Origin of the sequence: Rhodococcus koreensis, from assembly GCF_017068375.1 — a bacterium.
In the GTDB taxonomy this organism is placed as follows: Bacteria; Actinomycetota; Actinomycetes; order Mycobacteriales; family Mycobacteriaceae; genus Rhodococcus_F; species Rhodococcus_F koreensis.
The window spans coordinates 2355225-2369411 of sequence record NZ_CP070609.1 but is presented as its reverse complement, the minus strand read 5'-3'; the positions used below and the strand labels follow the sequence as shown (position 1 = coordinate 2369411).

The 14187-nt window shown below is 66.8% G+C and carries 18 protein-coding genes; 10 read left to right on the top strand and 8 right to left on the bottom strand.

The window, feature by feature from the left end; translation table 11 throughout:
• Position 1: 1 nt before the first annotated feature.
• Together JWS14_RS11070 and JWS14_RS11065 are read right to left on the bottom strand one after the other, a co-directional pair.
• The gene (locus JWS14_RS11070) at positions 2 to 799 is read right to left on the bottom strand and encodes an RNA polymerase sigma factor SigF (protein ID WP_072939636.1); all 798 of its coding nucleotides are present in this window, start codon (positions 797 to 799) and stop codon (positions 2 to 4) included.
• Positions 796 to 1230, bottom strand: coding sequence for an ATP-binding protein (locus JWS14_RS11065; protein ID WP_072939637.1), 435 nt, complete (start codon positions 1228 to 1230; stop codon positions 796 to 798). Before JWS14_RS11065 ends, JWS14_RS11070 begins: the two co-directional genes overlap by 4 nt.
• Positions 1231 to 1455: 225 nt before the next feature.
• Here JWS14_RS11065 and JWS14_RS11060 point away from each other — a divergent pair, with 225 nt between their 5' ends.
• Positions 1456 to 2211 carry a GAF and ANTAR domain-containing protein gene (locus JWS14_RS11060; RefSeq protein WP_072939639.1) on the top strand — a complete coding sequence of 252 codons (756 nt, stop codon included), beginning with the start codon at positions 1456 to 1458 and terminating at the stop codon, positions 2209 to 2211.
• A 358-nt stretch (positions 2212 to 2569) separates the two neighbouring features.
• A complete protein-coding gene (locus JWS14_RS11055) occupies positions 2570 to 2878 on the top strand; it encodes an STAS domain-containing protein (protein ID WP_225858508.1) in 309 nt (102 codons plus the stop codon).
• A 22-nt stretch (positions 2879 to 2900) separates the two neighbouring features.
• Here JWS14_RS11055 and JWS14_RS11050 read toward each other — a convergent pair whose 3' ends face one another.
• The 3 genes from JWS14_RS11050 to JWS14_RS11040 form a co-directional block, all read right to left on the bottom strand.
• Positions 2901 to 4103, bottom strand: coding sequence for a glycosyltransferase (locus JWS14_RS11050; RefSeq protein WP_072939642.1), 1203 nt, complete (start codon positions 4101 to 4103; stop codon positions 2901 to 2903).
• Between the two features lie 186 nt (positions 4104 to 4289).
• The gene (locus tag JWS14_RS11045) at positions 4290 to 4445 is read right to left on the bottom strand and encodes a DUF6131 family protein (protein WP_095862504.1); all 156 of its coding nucleotides are present in this window, start codon (positions 4443 to 4445) and stop codon (positions 4290 to 4292) included.
• 16 nt (positions 4446 to 4461) lie between these two features.
• A complete protein-coding gene (locus JWS14_RS11040; protein ID WP_095862505.1) occupies positions 4462 to 5019 on the bottom strand; it encodes a DUF2231 domain-containing protein in 558 nt (185 codons plus the stop codon).
• 105 nt (positions 5020 to 5124) lie between these two features.
• Between JWS14_RS11040 and JWS14_RS11035 the strand changes: the two genes are divergently transcribed.
• Entirely contained in the window at positions 5125 to 5346 is a 222-nt protein-coding gene (locus tag JWS14_RS11035) for a hypothetical protein (protein ID WP_072939646.1), read from the top strand.
• A gap of 21 nt (positions 5347 to 5367) precedes the next feature.
• Here the strand turns inward: JWS14_RS11035 and JWS14_RS11030 are convergent, their stop codons facing one another.
• Positions 5368 to 6228, bottom strand: coding sequence for a polyphosphate kinase 2 family protein (locus JWS14_RS11030; protein ID WP_072939647.1), 861 nt, complete (start codon positions 6226 to 6228; stop codon positions 5368 to 5370).
• Positions 6229 to 6263: 35 nt separating this feature from the next.
• On the opposite strand from JWS14_RS11030, the gene JWS14_RS11025 reads away from it, so the two are divergent.
• Complete coding sequence (locus tag JWS14_RS11025; RefSeq protein ID WP_083395789.1) at positions 6264 to 7739, top strand: flavin-containing monooxygenase; 1476 nt, start codon at positions 6264 to 6266, stop codon at positions 7737 to 7739.
• Here JWS14_RS11025 and JWS14_RS11020 read toward each other — a convergent pair.
• A complete protein-coding gene (locus JWS14_RS11020; protein ID WP_206013109.1) occupies positions 7726 to 8031 on the bottom strand; it encodes a DUF4873 domain-containing protein in 306 nt (101 codons plus the stop codon). The genes JWS14_RS11025 and JWS14_RS11020 overlap by 14 nt on opposite strands.
• 48 nt (positions 8032 to 8079) lie before the next feature.
• Positions 8080 to 8775, bottom strand: coding sequence for a TetR/AcrR family transcriptional regulator (locus tag JWS14_RS11015; protein ID WP_225858509.1), 696 nt, complete (start codon positions 8773 to 8775; stop codon positions 8080 to 8082).
• 190 nt (positions 8776 to 8965) lie between these two features.
• On the opposite strand from JWS14_RS11015, the gene JWS14_RS11010 reads away from it, so the two are divergent.
• From JWS14_RS11010 to JWS14_RS10985, 6 genes are all read left to right on the top strand, one after another.
• Positions 8966 to 10237: a DUF445 domain-containing protein gene (locus JWS14_RS11010; protein WP_095862745.1), complete on the top strand. Its 1272-nt coding sequence runs from the start codon at positions 8966 to 8968 to the stop codon at positions 10235 to 10237.
• A 99-nt stretch (positions 10238 to 10336) separates the two neighbouring features.
• Complete coding sequence (locus JWS14_RS11005; RefSeq protein WP_012689029.1) at positions 10337 to 10843, top strand: helix-turn-helix domain-containing protein; 507 nt, start codon at positions 10337 to 10339, stop codon at positions 10841 to 10843.
• Complete coding sequence (gene tadA / locus JWS14_RS11000) at positions 10836 to 11675, top strand: major lipid droplet protein TadA (protein ID WP_072939659.1); 840 nt, start codon at positions 10836 to 10838, stop codon at positions 11673 to 11675. Before JWS14_RS11005 ends, tadA begins: the two co-directional genes overlap by 8 nt.
• 72 nt (positions 11676 to 11747) lie before the next feature.
• On the top strand, positions 11748 to 12041 hold the full coding sequence (locus JWS14_RS10995; RefSeq protein WP_005251878.1) for a DUF2516 family protein: 294 nt from the start codon (positions 11748 to 11750) through the stop codon (positions 12039 to 12041).
• A gap of 211 nt (positions 12042 to 12252) precedes the next feature.
• Positions 12253 to 13044, top strand: a complete 792-nt coding sequence (locus JWS14_RS10990; protein ID WP_206013107.1) for a MerR family transcriptional regulator — start codon at positions 12253 to 12255, stop codon at positions 13042 to 13044.
• Positions 13041 to 14072, top strand: a complete 1032-nt coding sequence (locus JWS14_RS10985) for an alpha/beta fold hydrolase (RefSeq protein ID WP_072939665.1) — start codon at positions 13041 to 13043, stop codon at positions 14070 to 14072. Before JWS14_RS10990 ends, JWS14_RS10985 begins: the two co-directional genes overlap by 4 nt.
• The last annotated feature ends 115 nt before the right edge of the window (positions 14073 to 14187 follow it).

The following is a 14187-nucleotide window of genomic DNA, read 5'->3' as shown; positions in this document are numbered from 1 at the left end:
CCTACGCGTCACCGAGTTGATCTCGCAGCGACGCCAGGGTCTTCGCGAGCAGGCGGGACACGTGCATCTGCGAGATGCCGACGCGGTCGGCGATCTGGGTCTGGGTCATGTTGCCGAAGAACCGCAGCATGAGGACGGTCCGCTCCCGTTCGGGCAGTGACTGGAGCAGGGGGCGCAGGGTCTCGTGGTTCTCGACGTCGTCCATCGCGGCGTCGTAGTCGCCGAGCGTCTCCACCATGGACAGCTCACCTGCCCGGTCCGAGGACGTGTTGTCGACGGAGACGGTCTGGTAGGCGTTGCCGGCGAGCAGTCCCTGCGCCACCTCCTCCTGTTCGAGGTCCAGGTGCTCGGCGAGTTCGCTGACGGTGGGGGCGTGGCCGAGGCTCTGCGACAGTTCGGCGACGGCCTGGCTGAGCGCGAGATGCAGTTCCTTCATCCGGCGGGGGACGCGGACGGCCCACCCGGTGTCGCGGAAATGCCGCCGGACCTCGCCCATGATGGTGGGAACGGCGAACGACACAAAGTCCGATCCGCGCTCCACGTCGAACCGGTCCACGGAGTTGACCAGGCCGAGGCGCGCGACCTGCACCAGATCGTCGTGCGCCTCGCCGCGGCCGTCGAAGCGGCGGGCGATGTGCTCGGCCAGTGGCAGGCAGCGAGTCACGACGGCGTCGCGCAGTCTGCTGCGCCGGGGGTCGTCCTCATCGAGGGCTGCCATCTGTTGAAACAGTGCTGTGACGTCCTGATACTCGTCCGGCCAACGGGCCGTGTGCCCCCCACTGTGAGTATGGGACGTCACAGACTCAGGCCATTCTTCACCTTGGTGAATTCCATGGTGGTGACGAAACCCGCGGTGGAAGGGTCGGGCTCCTGTTTCAGGTCGAGCGAATCGGTGAGGGCGTTGAGGACGTGCCAGGCGAACGAACGCTCGCCGAGGGAGTCGACCGAGGTGGTGGTGCTCGACACGTCGACTCGCAAGGTGCCGTCGAGAAATTGCAGCCGGCACACCAGAAGTGCATCCGGTGTCGCGCGGACGATCAGCTGGGTACAGATCTCGTCCATGGCCAGTTTGATGTCGGCGATGGAGTCGAGGTCGAAGTCTTCGTGGATGGCAACGGTAGCTGCCAGGGCGCGCAGTACGGAGAGCTGATCGGGCGTTGCTCGCACGCGCAGTTCGACGACGGGATGTGTGTGATCCTGGTCGGGTTCGATTGTCTTGGCGATGGCCATGAGACCTCCGGGTCGGGCGTTCCGTGCTGTCGGCGAGTGGTGGGTCGGCTCGCGCTGCTGAAAAGTCAGGGTAGCGATCCGGCGACACCGCAGGTGGAATACCGCAGAACAGGACCGATCAAACCAGTCCGATCAGTACGTTTGCGCGGGTAGTGTTGGCGGCACGATCAGCGTTCCTGAGGCCCTCGGCAGGGTCATGATGGTCACGGGAGACGAGTGAGTGGGATGCCTGACGAGATTCACCTGCACACGTTGACGAGTGACGTCGATGCCGACGCGGTCACCGTCTCGCTCGACTCCGTGCTCGAATTGCTCGAGCCCGAGGACGAGTTCGAGGTCGCGCTGAACACGGTGTGCCGTCGGATCGTGTCGACCTTCCCGGGTGCGGCGATGGCCGGGGTCACCGTTCTCCGGGCGACCGGACCGGTGACGGCGGCGGCGACCTCGGACGACGTCGTGGCACTCGAAGAGTTGCAGTACCGCTTCGGTGAGGGTCCCGCGCTCGACGCGGTGCGCTCCCGTGAACCGGTGCGCGCCGACCGCGCCGCCGCGTACGAGAGGTGGCCGGCGTACGCCGCGAGTTCCGAACCGGCAGGCGTCCACAGCTATCTGTCCGTGCCGCTGCCCGGCCCGGAGCAGTCGGCGGCACTGAATCTGTACGGACTGTTGCCGCACGCCTTCCACCGGATGGACGAGTCGGTGCTCGAGTTGCACGTCGAGGCGGCATCGGTCGCGGTGCGCAACGCGCGACGGTACGGCGAGGCGAGAAATCTGATCGAGCAACTTCGTATCGCACTTCGTTCCCGTTCCGTCATCGACCAGGCGAAGGGAATCGTGATGGCGTTGCGGGGTCTCGACGCCGAGACCGCATTCGATGTCCTCGTCACCCGTTCGCAGCGCGAGAACGTCAAACTTCGGGTGGTCGCAGAACGTGTCGTGGCGGCTGTTTCTGCCCGCACAACCGTGCATAACGGTTTGTAAACGCTCACCAGGGCAAATGAGGGCCCCAGTATCTGTTATTTCCTTGTGACACATCACAGGCGGGAGTAGTCTCGAACCGAGGTTGAACACACAGCCGATGTCGGGAAGCGCTGCCGTAGCAGACAGTGTCATGTGTCCGAGGTCGGGTCTGTCTGCAGGTGCTCCGCTTCCCCTCTCAATGTTCGAGATGGGGTGAGCCATGTCTGTTGGTCAAGGGGTCCCAGAACCTGAAATGGCGTGTTCGGGCACGGAGTTCGGTACCACGTACAAGCCGAGAGTAACGCTCGCGGCCGTCGGTTCCGCTCCGACACGCTGTGCGAGCGCGGAATTCACTTCCGAGAGGCTCGGTTCCGGGGTGATGTTGGTAGGGGTGCGAGGCGAGATCGACCTGTTCAGTGCACCGGGGTTCCGTGATTACGTGTGCACGCGGATCTCGCCCGAGGGGCAGTTCATCCTCGACATGTCGAAGGTGGACTTCATCGGAACCGCGGGTCTGTCGGTGCTCGACACCGTTCACGAGACGAACGTCCGGGACGGGCGGACGTGGGCGATGATCTGTGGCCGGCCGGTCTACCGGCTGCTCAGGGCGGCGGGCCAGGAGTCGAGCTTCCCCTGCTTCGCGTCCGTGGACAGCGCCCTCGGGGCCTGGCACGGCCGTACGGCGTAACCGGCCGAGCCGGCGCCCGAGTTCAGTGGGCGCCGGTTCGACTCGTGCGCGGAGGGGCCGACACACAGCGCCCGTAGGCGCGGAGGGTGTCGGTGGCGACCCGGTCCCACGAATAGCGTGCGCGGGCGCGATCGCAGCCCGCCATGCCGTATCCCGTGCGCAGGGCGTCGTCGTCGAAGATCTGTCGCAGGGCCTCGGCCAGGCGGACCGGGTTGCGCGGGGAGATCAGGCGTCCGGTGATGCCGTCGACCACCGTGTCGCGCATGCCGCCGACGGCGGACGCGACCACCGGGGTGCCGCAGGCCATCGCCTCGAGCGGCACCATGCCGAACGGCTCGTACCACGGGGTGCACACGACGGCGTCCGCCGAGCGCAGCAACGCGGGCATGGCGTTTCGCGGCACCCGCCCCACGATCCGTACCCGGTTGCGCACCTTCGTCTCACGGGCCAGCGTCAGCAGTCTGGACGCTTCGGGGTCGTCGGCGACGTCGTCTGCGGCCGGTCCGCCCGCGATGACGAGTTCGGTGTCGGGGAAGTGGGTGAGCGCCTCGATGGCAGTGTCGAAGCCCTTGCTCGGCGCCAGCCTGCCGACCATGACGAGGCGGTGGCGTTTGCCCTTCTCGTCGGCGCGGCCGTCGGGCGTGAACTCCTTGACGTCGACGCCGGACGGAACGACGGACGTGCGCGAGCGGGGCAGGCCGAGGTGGGAGAGTTCGAAGACCTCGTCCGTGCACGTCGCCACCACACGGGTAGCGCCGCGGGCGATCAACTGCTCCAAGTGAATTCGGTTGTGGGTGCTCGACGTGTCGGCGTGCTCGAACCGTTGCTCGACCACTCCCAGTGCGTGGAACGTCTGGACCACCGGAATGCCGAGTGTGCGGGCCGCGAGTTGCGTCGCGATCCCGGACATCCAGTAGTGGGCGTGGACGATGTCGGGCCGCTCGGCCTCCCATTCGGCCTTCAGGAAGCTGCCGAATGCCCCCATCAGCGGCAGGATCTCGGCCTCCGGCATCGGCCGTGCGGGGCCGACCGGAACGTGCACGACGGTGTACCCGCCCGCGGTTGTGACCCGTGCCGGGGCGTCCTCGCTCTCCGCCCGCGTGTAGACCGTGACGTCGTGGCCCTCCCTCGTGAGGGCCGCCGACAGTTCGGCGAGATGAATGCTCTGCCCTCCGACTTCGGCGCCGTCCGACACGTCGAGGGGACTGGCGTTGGCGGAGACCATTGAAATCCGTAATCGTCTCGAGGTGCCGACGGCGGTCGTTCTCATCGGCTGCCCGCCGCACACGGGAGGTCTGGGTTCGCGATGAATGGCCGTCATGCCACGGGGATTCCCGAAGTTCGGGTTTGTAAACCGACCGACTCGCATTCGGTCACGGGACGGGTGACACGAGCCGGCCGGTGTTGCGTTCTAGTACCAGCGACGCCTGCCGCCTACCGCACGCCCGGTCGCGCCGAGAATCCACAGGACCGCACCGATCACCACGAGGATGATGCCGATGGTCCAGAGCCAGTTGATGCCGGCCAGCCATCCGATCAGGAGCAAGATCAGTCCGAGCACGATCATGACGTTCCTCGATTCTTCATCCCACCGAAGTGAGGGGCGAGTCCGTTCGCGGACCCTCCCGCACCTCGTCGACCCCTGCGCCCATTGCGTAGGTCAGATGCCCGCCGAGCGCGCCGCCGATGCCGATCGCGAGGAGTCCCGCGGTGCTGGTGGCGACAGCGCGTCCGTCGGTCCCGTGTCTGCGGCGAAGGTAGGAGGCGAGCATGGCCACGACACCGATGGCGTTGGCCTCGGCGTGGATCAGTCCGACGCGGCGCTGAACGGTGTCGCGGTCGGCCCAATCCGCCCAGCCGGTCATCAGCGTCGGGGGAGTGGCGAGTAGTCCCAGGGCGATCAGCCTGCGTGCGCCGACGTGATCGCGGAATGCCAGATCGAAGATGCTCGCGCCGACCCACGCGCCGATGGGAATGCTGACGAGAACGGGATGCACGGGGTGCCCGAGCCAGGACCCGCGCAACAACGGGCCCGCGCCGGACGAACCGAGCGCCCCCTGGATCCGCTGCTGCAGAAACCGGCTGCCGCCGTCGAGGAATCCGGCGGCCTCCGCTTTCCGGAACACGCTCTCGAGGTTCATGACATTCGATTACCCACCGCGGCTCGAAGAAAACCGGCCCGCCTTGTCGTCGGTGCAGGTCGGGCGTAGCGTCGGGACCACGTTCTCGAAGGTGAGGTGAGTGCAATGAAACTCAATCTCTTCGCAGCTTGGGTCAGCTTCGCACTGGTTCTGCTCTCGGTGGTCTGTCTCGGCGGGTTCCTCGTCGCCGCGGGATCCGGGCAGGGCGGCTGGGCGGTGATCTCCGGGTCTCTGTGCGTCGTCGCACTGGCCGGAGCGATGGCGCTGTACGGCGGAACCGTGCGCCACGACCACAGGTTGCATCACGAATCGCCGCACCTCTTCTGACTGCGGCGCTCCCGGTCGGCGTCAGGATTCCGCGAGCCGCCGCTTTTCCGCGTCGATGTCGAAAGTGGCGGGCGGCCAGTCGAGGTCGAGTTTCTCGAGTGCGTCGATCAGCAGTTCGGTGACCGCGAGCCGGCTGTACCACTTGCGGTCGCACGGAACCACGTGCCACGGCGCGTAGTCGGTCGACGTCAGGTCGAGCATGGCCTGATACGCGTCCTGGTACGCCGGCCACAGCAAGCGCTCGTCGACGTCCGACGGGTTGTACTTCCAGTATTTGTCGCGGCGTTCCAGACGCTCGCGCAACCGCGACTTCTGCTCGTCGAGTGACACGAACATCGCGACCTTGACCAGGGTCGTGCCGCTCGCGACGAGTTCCTTCTCGAATTGATTGATCTCGTCGTAGCGGCCGCTCCAGACTGCCTCGGGCACGAGATCGTGAACCCGGACCACCAGCACGTCCTCGTAATGCGACCGGTCGAACACGCCGAGTTGCCCGCCGCGGGGGACGGCCTTGCCGATCCGCCACAGGAAGTGGTGACGCTTCTCCTCGGGAGTGGGAACACCGAAGGAGGCGTGATCGACTCCCTGCGGGTCCACGTGCCCGATGACATGGCGGACCATCCCGCCCTTACCCGCGGTGTCCATACCCTGGAGCACGAGGAGCACCGACCGCCGGTCGCCGGATCGTCCGTTGGCGTAGAGCTTCTCCTGCAGGGCGGACAGCACCGCGCCGCGTTCCTCGAACAGCTGGACGCCGTCCGACTTGTCGCCGACGAATCCGGGTGTGCTCCCGCAGTCGAGTTCGGCGATCCGCCGACCCGGGTGTGACCGCAGGGCCTCGGTTGCCGGCGTCGTCCAGAATCCGCGTGCGTTCTCTGCCATGTACAGACAGTGCCACAGGAGCGTTACATGGAGGTGTGGGCGGCGAGGTGCATCAGTGCCGTGTCCTGGTGATCGGGACCGGGTTCTCCGGTCTGGGCACGGCCATCCAGCTACGCAAGCGTGGGCGCGACGACTTCATCCTGCTGGAGAAGGCGCGGGAGGTCGGCGGTACGTGGCGGGAGAATACATATCCGGGCTGTGCGTGTGACGTGCCCTCGCACCTGTATTCGTTCTCGTTCGAGCCGAACGCGGACTGGACGCAGATGTGGTCGGGGCAGGCGGAGATCTTCGACTATCTGCGCGGACTGGCCGACAAGTACGACCTGCGGCGCAACATTCATTTCGGCCGCACGATGATGGGCGGCTACTGGGACGCCGAACACTGCCGCTGGCACATCCACACCGAGTCGGGCGACGAGTACGTCGCCCAGTTCGTGGTGTCCGGGATCGGCTCGCTGCACATCCCGAACGTCCCGGATCTGCCGGGAGCCGGCACGTTCGAGGGCACCGCGTTTCATTCGGCGCGGTGGAACCACGATTACGACCTGCGGGGCAAGAAGGTCGCGGTGATCGGCACGGGCGCCAGCGCGATCCAGTTCGTTCCCGAAATCGTGGGCGACGTCGCCGAGTTGCAGTTGTATCAGCGGACTCCGCCCTGGGTGATCCCGGGCTTGAACTTCCGTATCCCGCAGAAGGCGCGGCGCCTGTTCGGCCGGGTCCCGCTGGCACGACGGATGGCGCGTGCCGCCGTCTACTGGACTTACGAATCGCTCGCGCTCGGGTTCAACGGGCATTTCCGCCTGATGAAGCCGATCGAGAGCGCGGCGCGGGGGAATCTGAACAGGACCGTCACCGATCCCGAACTCCGCCGCAAGCTCACCCCGTCCTACGTCATCGGCTGCAAGAGGATCCTCGGGTCGGACAGGTACTACCCGGCGCTGATCTCACCGAGGTCGGTCGTGATCACCGAGGGTATCGCGGAGGTCCGGCCGCACGGCATCGTCGCGGGGGACGGGACGGAGCGGGACGTGGACGCGATCATCTACGCCACCGGATTCCACGTCACCGACGGCTTCGAGAGCGTCGCCCTCACCGGGGTCGACGGCAGGCGCCTCGCCGATGAATGGCAGGAGCACGGCATCCGCACTCATCTCGGTATCACCGTCGCGGGTTACCCCAACGCGTTCTTCCTCCTCGGCCCCAACACCGGGCTCGGTCACAATTCGGTCGTGTTCATGATCGAGTCGCAGATTCGCTACGCCCTCCGGCTGATGGATCTCGTCGACCGGCGCGGCGCGGACGCTGCGGTCGTCCGGCCGGCCGTGCAGAGCAGGTTCAACGCAGACATTCAGCGGAAGCTGTCGAAGGGCGTGTGGTCCCGTGGCGGATGCGTGAGCTGGTATCTGGACTCGCACGGCGTCAACCGCGCGATCTGGCCGGGCTCGACCGTGCGTTACTGGCGGCAGACGCGGGAGGTCGATCCGGCGGACTTCGAGTTCACACCCGGCTGAAGGGTGGGGGCGTCACTCCGTCGACGAGATGGCTTCCCCAGAGATCCACTCCGGTGATCCGGGCGGTGGCCGTGCCTTCCGGGCTGGTGATCCGGAGTTCCGTGCCTGCGGACAGGTCTGCGTCCGCGCCGAGGGCATCCGTCAGGGTGCGGACGCGGCCGTGCCAGACGTACCGACCGCTGATGGGTTCGAAGTTTCCCGCCAACTGGACCTGCACGGTCACGGCGGGACGGTCGCCGACGACGACGTCGGCGGGGCCGCGGTAGCCCTCTTCTTCCTCGTGTTCGTTCACACGGGCAAGTTTACCTGTAACTGTGAGTTACACAAGATTGACCGATGCCTATTCGGTCGCGTCGGCAGGCGGCAGCAGCGGGTGCGGGATCGCATTGAAGCGGGCGGGCGAGCCGTTGACCGCGGCGATGCCCGTGACGCCACCCCAGGTCATCATCGTGAGGTAGTTGATCAGGTCCTCGACCGACATCGACCGGTTGGAGATCCACCAGTGGGTGGCCAGTTGCACACCGCCGACGATTCCGTACGCCCAGGGAACTGCGCCGCCGGAGTCCATCTCCATCTGCCGCAGCCGCTCGCCGAGAACGGTGGAGAGCACCTCGGCGATCATCCGTTCCGAGTCGGCGACCGTCTCGCGGCCGGGGCCGGAACCGTTGGCCATGATGTAGAGGTAGACGTCGGGATCCGACGCCACCGTCTCCACGTATGCGGTGATCGTGGCGCGGGTCAACTCGAAGTCGTCGAGGTCTCCGCCGATGGCCTCGTAGATCCGGGGGGCGAGCGTGGTCTCCACGTACCGCGCCATGGTCGCGTTCGTCAGGTCGCTCTTGTCCGCGAAATAGCGGTACAGGACGGTCTTGGAGACGCCGATCTCGGACGCGATCTCGTCCATGCCGATGTCCCGTCCACGCAGGCGGATGGCGGCGATCGTTCCGTCGACGAGTTCTTCTCGGCGCGCGATCTTGTGCTCACGCCAGCGGCGCTTGCGCCCATCGGGCTTTGCCGCCTTGTCCAGCTTGGTCATCGACTCGGTCACCTGCTCGGGATCCTTCACGCCGTCGTTCGCCACTGACTCTCTTCACATCCGTTTCGTGTCGCGATCTCCTGTCAGCTTAGTGCGCGGGTCTTGTCTCACGGCACAACGCCGTCTGTGCGGGCGCGCGTCCCGCGGCTGGGCGACCGCCCCCGCGTCGACCTTGGGCACAATGGCGTCTGTGGATCAATTGAGCCTTTCCGTCTTCGACGACGATGCGAAGCGTCGCGATCTTCGCAAGATGAAGGCTGTCGCGACGGGCTTCCTCGTCTTCGCCACCGTGGTCTACCTCGTGTGCCGGTGGCAGGAATCTCGGGGCGCGGGGGCGTGGGTCGGCTACGTGCGGGCCGCGTCGGAGGCAGGCATGGTCGGCGCGCTGGCCGACTGGTTCGCGGTGACGGCCCTGTTCCGGCATCCGCTGGGGTTGCCGATCCCGCACACCGCGATCATCAAGCGCAAGAAGGATCAGCTGGGGGCGAGCCTCAGCAGCTTCGTCGGCCAGAACTTCCTGGCCCCCGAGGTGGTGTCCGCCAAGGTGGAGGCCGCGGAGATCCCGCTCCGGCTGGGCACGTGGATGGCGCAGCCGAAGCATGCCGCGCGGGTCGCCGCCGAGACGGCCACCATCCTGCGCGGCTTCGTCGAGATCCTCCGCGACGAGGACGTGCAGCAGATCATCGACAGCACGCTGGTGCGCCGGCTGGCCGAGCCCCAGTGGGGGCCGCCGATCGGACGGGTGCTCGGCGAACTGCTGCGAGAGAACCGGCAGTTGCCGATCCTGGATCTGCTCGCCGAGCGGGCGCACCAGTGGGCCCTCGGGAGTCAGGAGACCATCGACCGGATCGTCAGCCGCGATTCGCCGGCCTGGTCGCCCAAGTTCGTCGACGCCATGCTCGGCGAGAAGATCCACCGGGAACTCGTCGAATTCACCTGGAAGGTGCGGTCCAACCCGGAGCACGAGGTGCGGCAGGCGGCCAACCGCTTCCTCGTCGACTTCGCCGACGACCTGCAGAACGATCCCGCGACCATGGAGAAGGCCGAGAAGATCAAGGCCGAGATCATGGGACGCGAGGAGGTGACGGGCCTCGCCGCGGCGACGTGGAAGGTCGCCAAGCGCCTGATCATGGAGTCCGTCGACGACCCGGACAGCACCCTGCGCACAAAGGTCGCGGAGAACGTCGTGCGATTCGGCGAGAGGCTGCGCGACGACCACGAGCTGCGGACCAAGGTCGACGGGTGGGTGCTCGCAGGCACGCGCTACGTCGTCGTCCACTACACCGACGAGATCACCGCGATCATCTCCGACACCGTCGAGCGCTGGGACGCCGAGGAGGCGTCCAAGAAGATCGAGCTCCAGGTGGGCCGCGATCTCCAGTTCATCCGTATCAACGGCACCGTGGTCGGTGCGATCGCGGGCCTGCTGATCTACACGTTCTCGACGTTGCTGTTCGGCTGACGTCCCGCGGAACGGCCCGCTAGCTGGGTGCTAACAGAGTGCTTGCAATTGCTAGCACCCTGCTTTAGGCTTGGTGCTGCCCAGCAACACGGAGGACTGATGGCCAGCGATGACCGCGATGCGGCCGGTGCAGGAGATCTGGCAGCTCGCGTAGTCAGCAACGCCGCTCACGACATCGGAGGTTTCATTCGTGCCCAGCGCGAAGCAGCCCAGGTGTCGATGCGGCAGTTGGCGCAGCTGGCCGGTGTCAGTAATCCGTATCTGAGTCAGATCGAACGTGGGTTGCGCAAGCCCTCGGCCGAGGTGCTTGGGCAGATAGCCAAGGGTCTCCGGGTCTCGTCGGAGGTCCTGTACGTCCAGGCGGGTTACCTCGAGCAGCGGCCACACGGTCCCCTCCGTGACGCTCTGCTCGCGGATACGGCCATAACCGAGCGGCAGAAGCAGGTGCTGCTCGAGATCTACGAGTCGTTCTGTCGTGAGAACGAATCGGCGGAAGCGGCCGAATCCCGGACGTCCGAGCTTCGGACAGAAGAACACCAGCGTTCTGATTCCCAGACGCCGGAACCAGAACCCCCCACCGTTGAAGAGGAGAAAGCCGATGACTGACCAGAAGACCATCGACAGCGTCAAGACCTCGCTGTATGCGGCCGTAGGTGCCGGAGACGTCGTGGTGCAGGCCGTGGCCGACGTCGTCGCCCAGGTCCGCTCGCGCGCCGAGTCCACCCAGGGTGACGTCGAAGAGCGTGTCGGCGGCGCCAAGGAGCGCTTCGCCGGACTGCAGGAAGAGGTCACCGAGGGTGTCGAGAACCTTCGCGACCGCCTCGCCGGACTGCCGTCCGAGCTGCCGGAGGAGCTCGCCGAGCTGCGTGAGAAGTTCACCGCCGACGAGCTGCGCAAGGTCGCCGAGGCCTACCTGAAGGTCGCATCCGACCTGTACACGTCGCTCGCGGAGCGCGGCGAGGACACCGTCGAGCGCATCCGCAAGCAGCCGGTCGTCGAGGAGGGCATCGGCCGCGCCGAGACCGCCTTCGGCGACGCAGTCGAGCTGACCGAGGAAGCTCTCGGCACCGTGGCCCGCCAGACGCGCGCCGTGGGCGAGCAGGCCGCGAAGCTCGCGGGCCGCGCTTCGGGTCGCATCTCCGACACCGCCGAGGGACTCGGCGAGGCCATCGCCGACGCCGGCGACGAGGCTGCCCTGAAGGTTCTCGACCTGGGCGACCAGGCTGAGGAAGCGTCGAAGGGGGCTGCCGATCGCGTCACCGCCACCGCGGCCGACGTCCATGCCCGCGCCGACCAGGCGGTCCCGGCCAAGCATGCTGCCGCTCCCGCGAAGAAGGCTGCTCCGGCTCCCGCTCCGGCCAAGGCTGCGGCAACTCCGGCTCCGGCCAAGAAGGCCGCCGCTCCGGTGAAGAAGGCTGCTCCGGTCAAGAAGGCTTGATCCTTCACGCTTTTCGGCCCCCGCACGTTCGGTGCGGGGGCCGTTTGCGTGCCCACCTCGTAGGATGGGGCTGTGATTCAAGTTGACGGCGTCGTCTCGGTGATCTTGTTGGTGATTCGCATCGTCGCTCTGGGTGGTGCTGCGTACGCGCTGTTCCACGCGGCCCGCCAGCGCAAGGATGCGTTCACCGCCGTGGACAAATTGAGCAAACCGATCTGGCTGAGCATTCTCGCGGTCGCGTTTCTCGTCCTCCTGCTGTTCCCCGCCGTGCAGTTGTTCGGCATCGTCGCGGTCGTCGCGGTGTGCGTCTATCTCGTGGACGTGCGCCCCCGTGTCGACGACGTGCAGCGCGGACCTCGCTGGTAGGCATTCCGGCCGGACAGTTACCGCTCCTCCTCACGGCTCCGTGAAGGTCGGGGCCTTTCGCGCCCTGACGATGACAATGGACATTGTGACAATGCTATGGTGGTTGTACGGCTACCGAGGGAGCTGACATGTCCGTCGTCCATCAGCGTGAATCGGCGAGCGATGCCCGCCCGACGTCCCGGCTGCTGCTCCGACGGGCGAACACCGTCCGATGACGGAATACCGGATCGACGACCTCGCACGCGAGGCGCGGGTGAGCGTGCGCAACGTGCGCGTCTACCAGGACCGCGGACTGCTTCCGCCGCCGCGGAAGCAGGGGCGCACGGGGTGGTACAACGACTCGCACCTCGCGCGGCTGCACCTGATCGGGCGGATGCTCGATCGCGGCTACACATTCGCGACCATCAGCGAACTGCTCACCGCCGCGCACTACGGACTCCAGGTCAAGGACGTTCTGGAGACCGACGACCCGGGCAGCCGCTGGAAGAAGCGCAGGCGCGCGGCACGCCTGACGATCGCCGAGCTGAAACGCATGTTCGGGGCGCAGACCACCGAGGCCAACATCGCCCGCGGCACCGAACTCGGTGTGCTCGTTCCCGCCGGGGACGACTATTCGGTCGACAATCCGCGACTGATCGAGGCGGCGCAGGTCCTCGTCGACGCAGGCATCCCGCTCGAGGACGTCCTCGAGCAGACCGCGGCGGTGCGACGCGATCTCTCGGACGTCGCCGCGCGGTTCGTTGCCGTCGTCGCAGACCGCTACCTCGCCGCCGAGGGGGAGCCGCTCGAACTCGACGAGGCGAAGGTCTCGGCAATCGCGCGCCTCGTCGACCAGATGCGTCCCCTCGCGCACGACGCCGTCCAGTCGCTGTTCGAAGAGGCGATGGAGGAGCAGATCTCCCGGGCCCTCGAGCGGGCGGCCCGGCAACTCGGCGAGACACCGGGTCCGGCGTCGGGCACAGACACCAACAAAGCAAGTGAGACAGGACAGGGGCAGGAATGACCAGCAGTTCGCGCACCATCGCCTTCCGGGCGCTCGCAGGCGCAGCCGGGGTCGGCGCCGTCGCCGCCGCGGCAGCGGCGATCCGTCACAAGCGCGCCACCCGCGGGTTGACGTTGTCGACCGAGGTGGCGCCGAACGAATTGCTGCGCACCCCGGATCTGCGCCCGGACGTGACGGAGATCCTCACCGACGACGGAGCGACGCTGTACGTGCGCGCCTACGGTCCGGTGGACGGCGATCCCATTGTGCTGAGCCATGGTTGGACGTGTTCGACCGAGTACTGGTACCCGCAGGTGAATGCGCTCGCCGAGGAGTACCGCGTCATCACCTACGACCAGCGTGGGCACGGCCGCAGCTCGGTCGGCTCGCTTCCGCTCGGTCCCGACGTCCTCGCCGACGACCTGTCGGAGGTGCTGAAGGCGACGGTGCGTGAAGGCAAGAAGGCCGTGCTCGTGGGTCACAGCATGGGTGGCATGAGCATCATGGCGTGGGCGGGACGGCACCCCGGCGAGGTCAAGGAATATGCGTCCGCGGTCCTGCTCGCCAGCACCGCCTGCGACCGGCTCGTCGCCGAGACCACCGTCATACCGTTGCCGAATCGTTTTCCGCGCGTGCCGGTTCCGGTCGGCCGCGCCGTCCTGAAGACGCCGGTCCCGTTGGTGTCTTCGCCGGTGATGACGCGAGCGCTGCAGTACGTGTCGATGTCGCCGAACGCTTCGCGCGCCGAGGTCCAGTTCTGCGAGAACATCGTCCGGGACTGCAAGCCGCGCATCCGCGGCGGCTGGGGTGCTGCCCTCAGCGGCCTCGACATCCACGAGGCACTCGACCACCTCGCGGTTCCGACGACGGTGCTCGTCGGTTCCATGGACCGGTTGACCCCACCCGTCCATGCCCGCAAGCTCGCTCGCGTCCTGGACGAGGCCGGTCACCTCGAGCGCCTGATCGTCCTGCCCGGCGTCGGTCACATGAGTTCCGTCGAGAGCATCGACGAGTTCGACAAGGAGATCGTGCGGCTGCGCAACCTCTGACCTTTCGGCTGCCCCGCAGTCGGTCGGGCCCACACGCCGGGTGGCGTGTGGGCCCGATTTTTTTGTGGCGGTGTGAGGCTTGACACACCGACAACATTACATCTAACGTAATTTG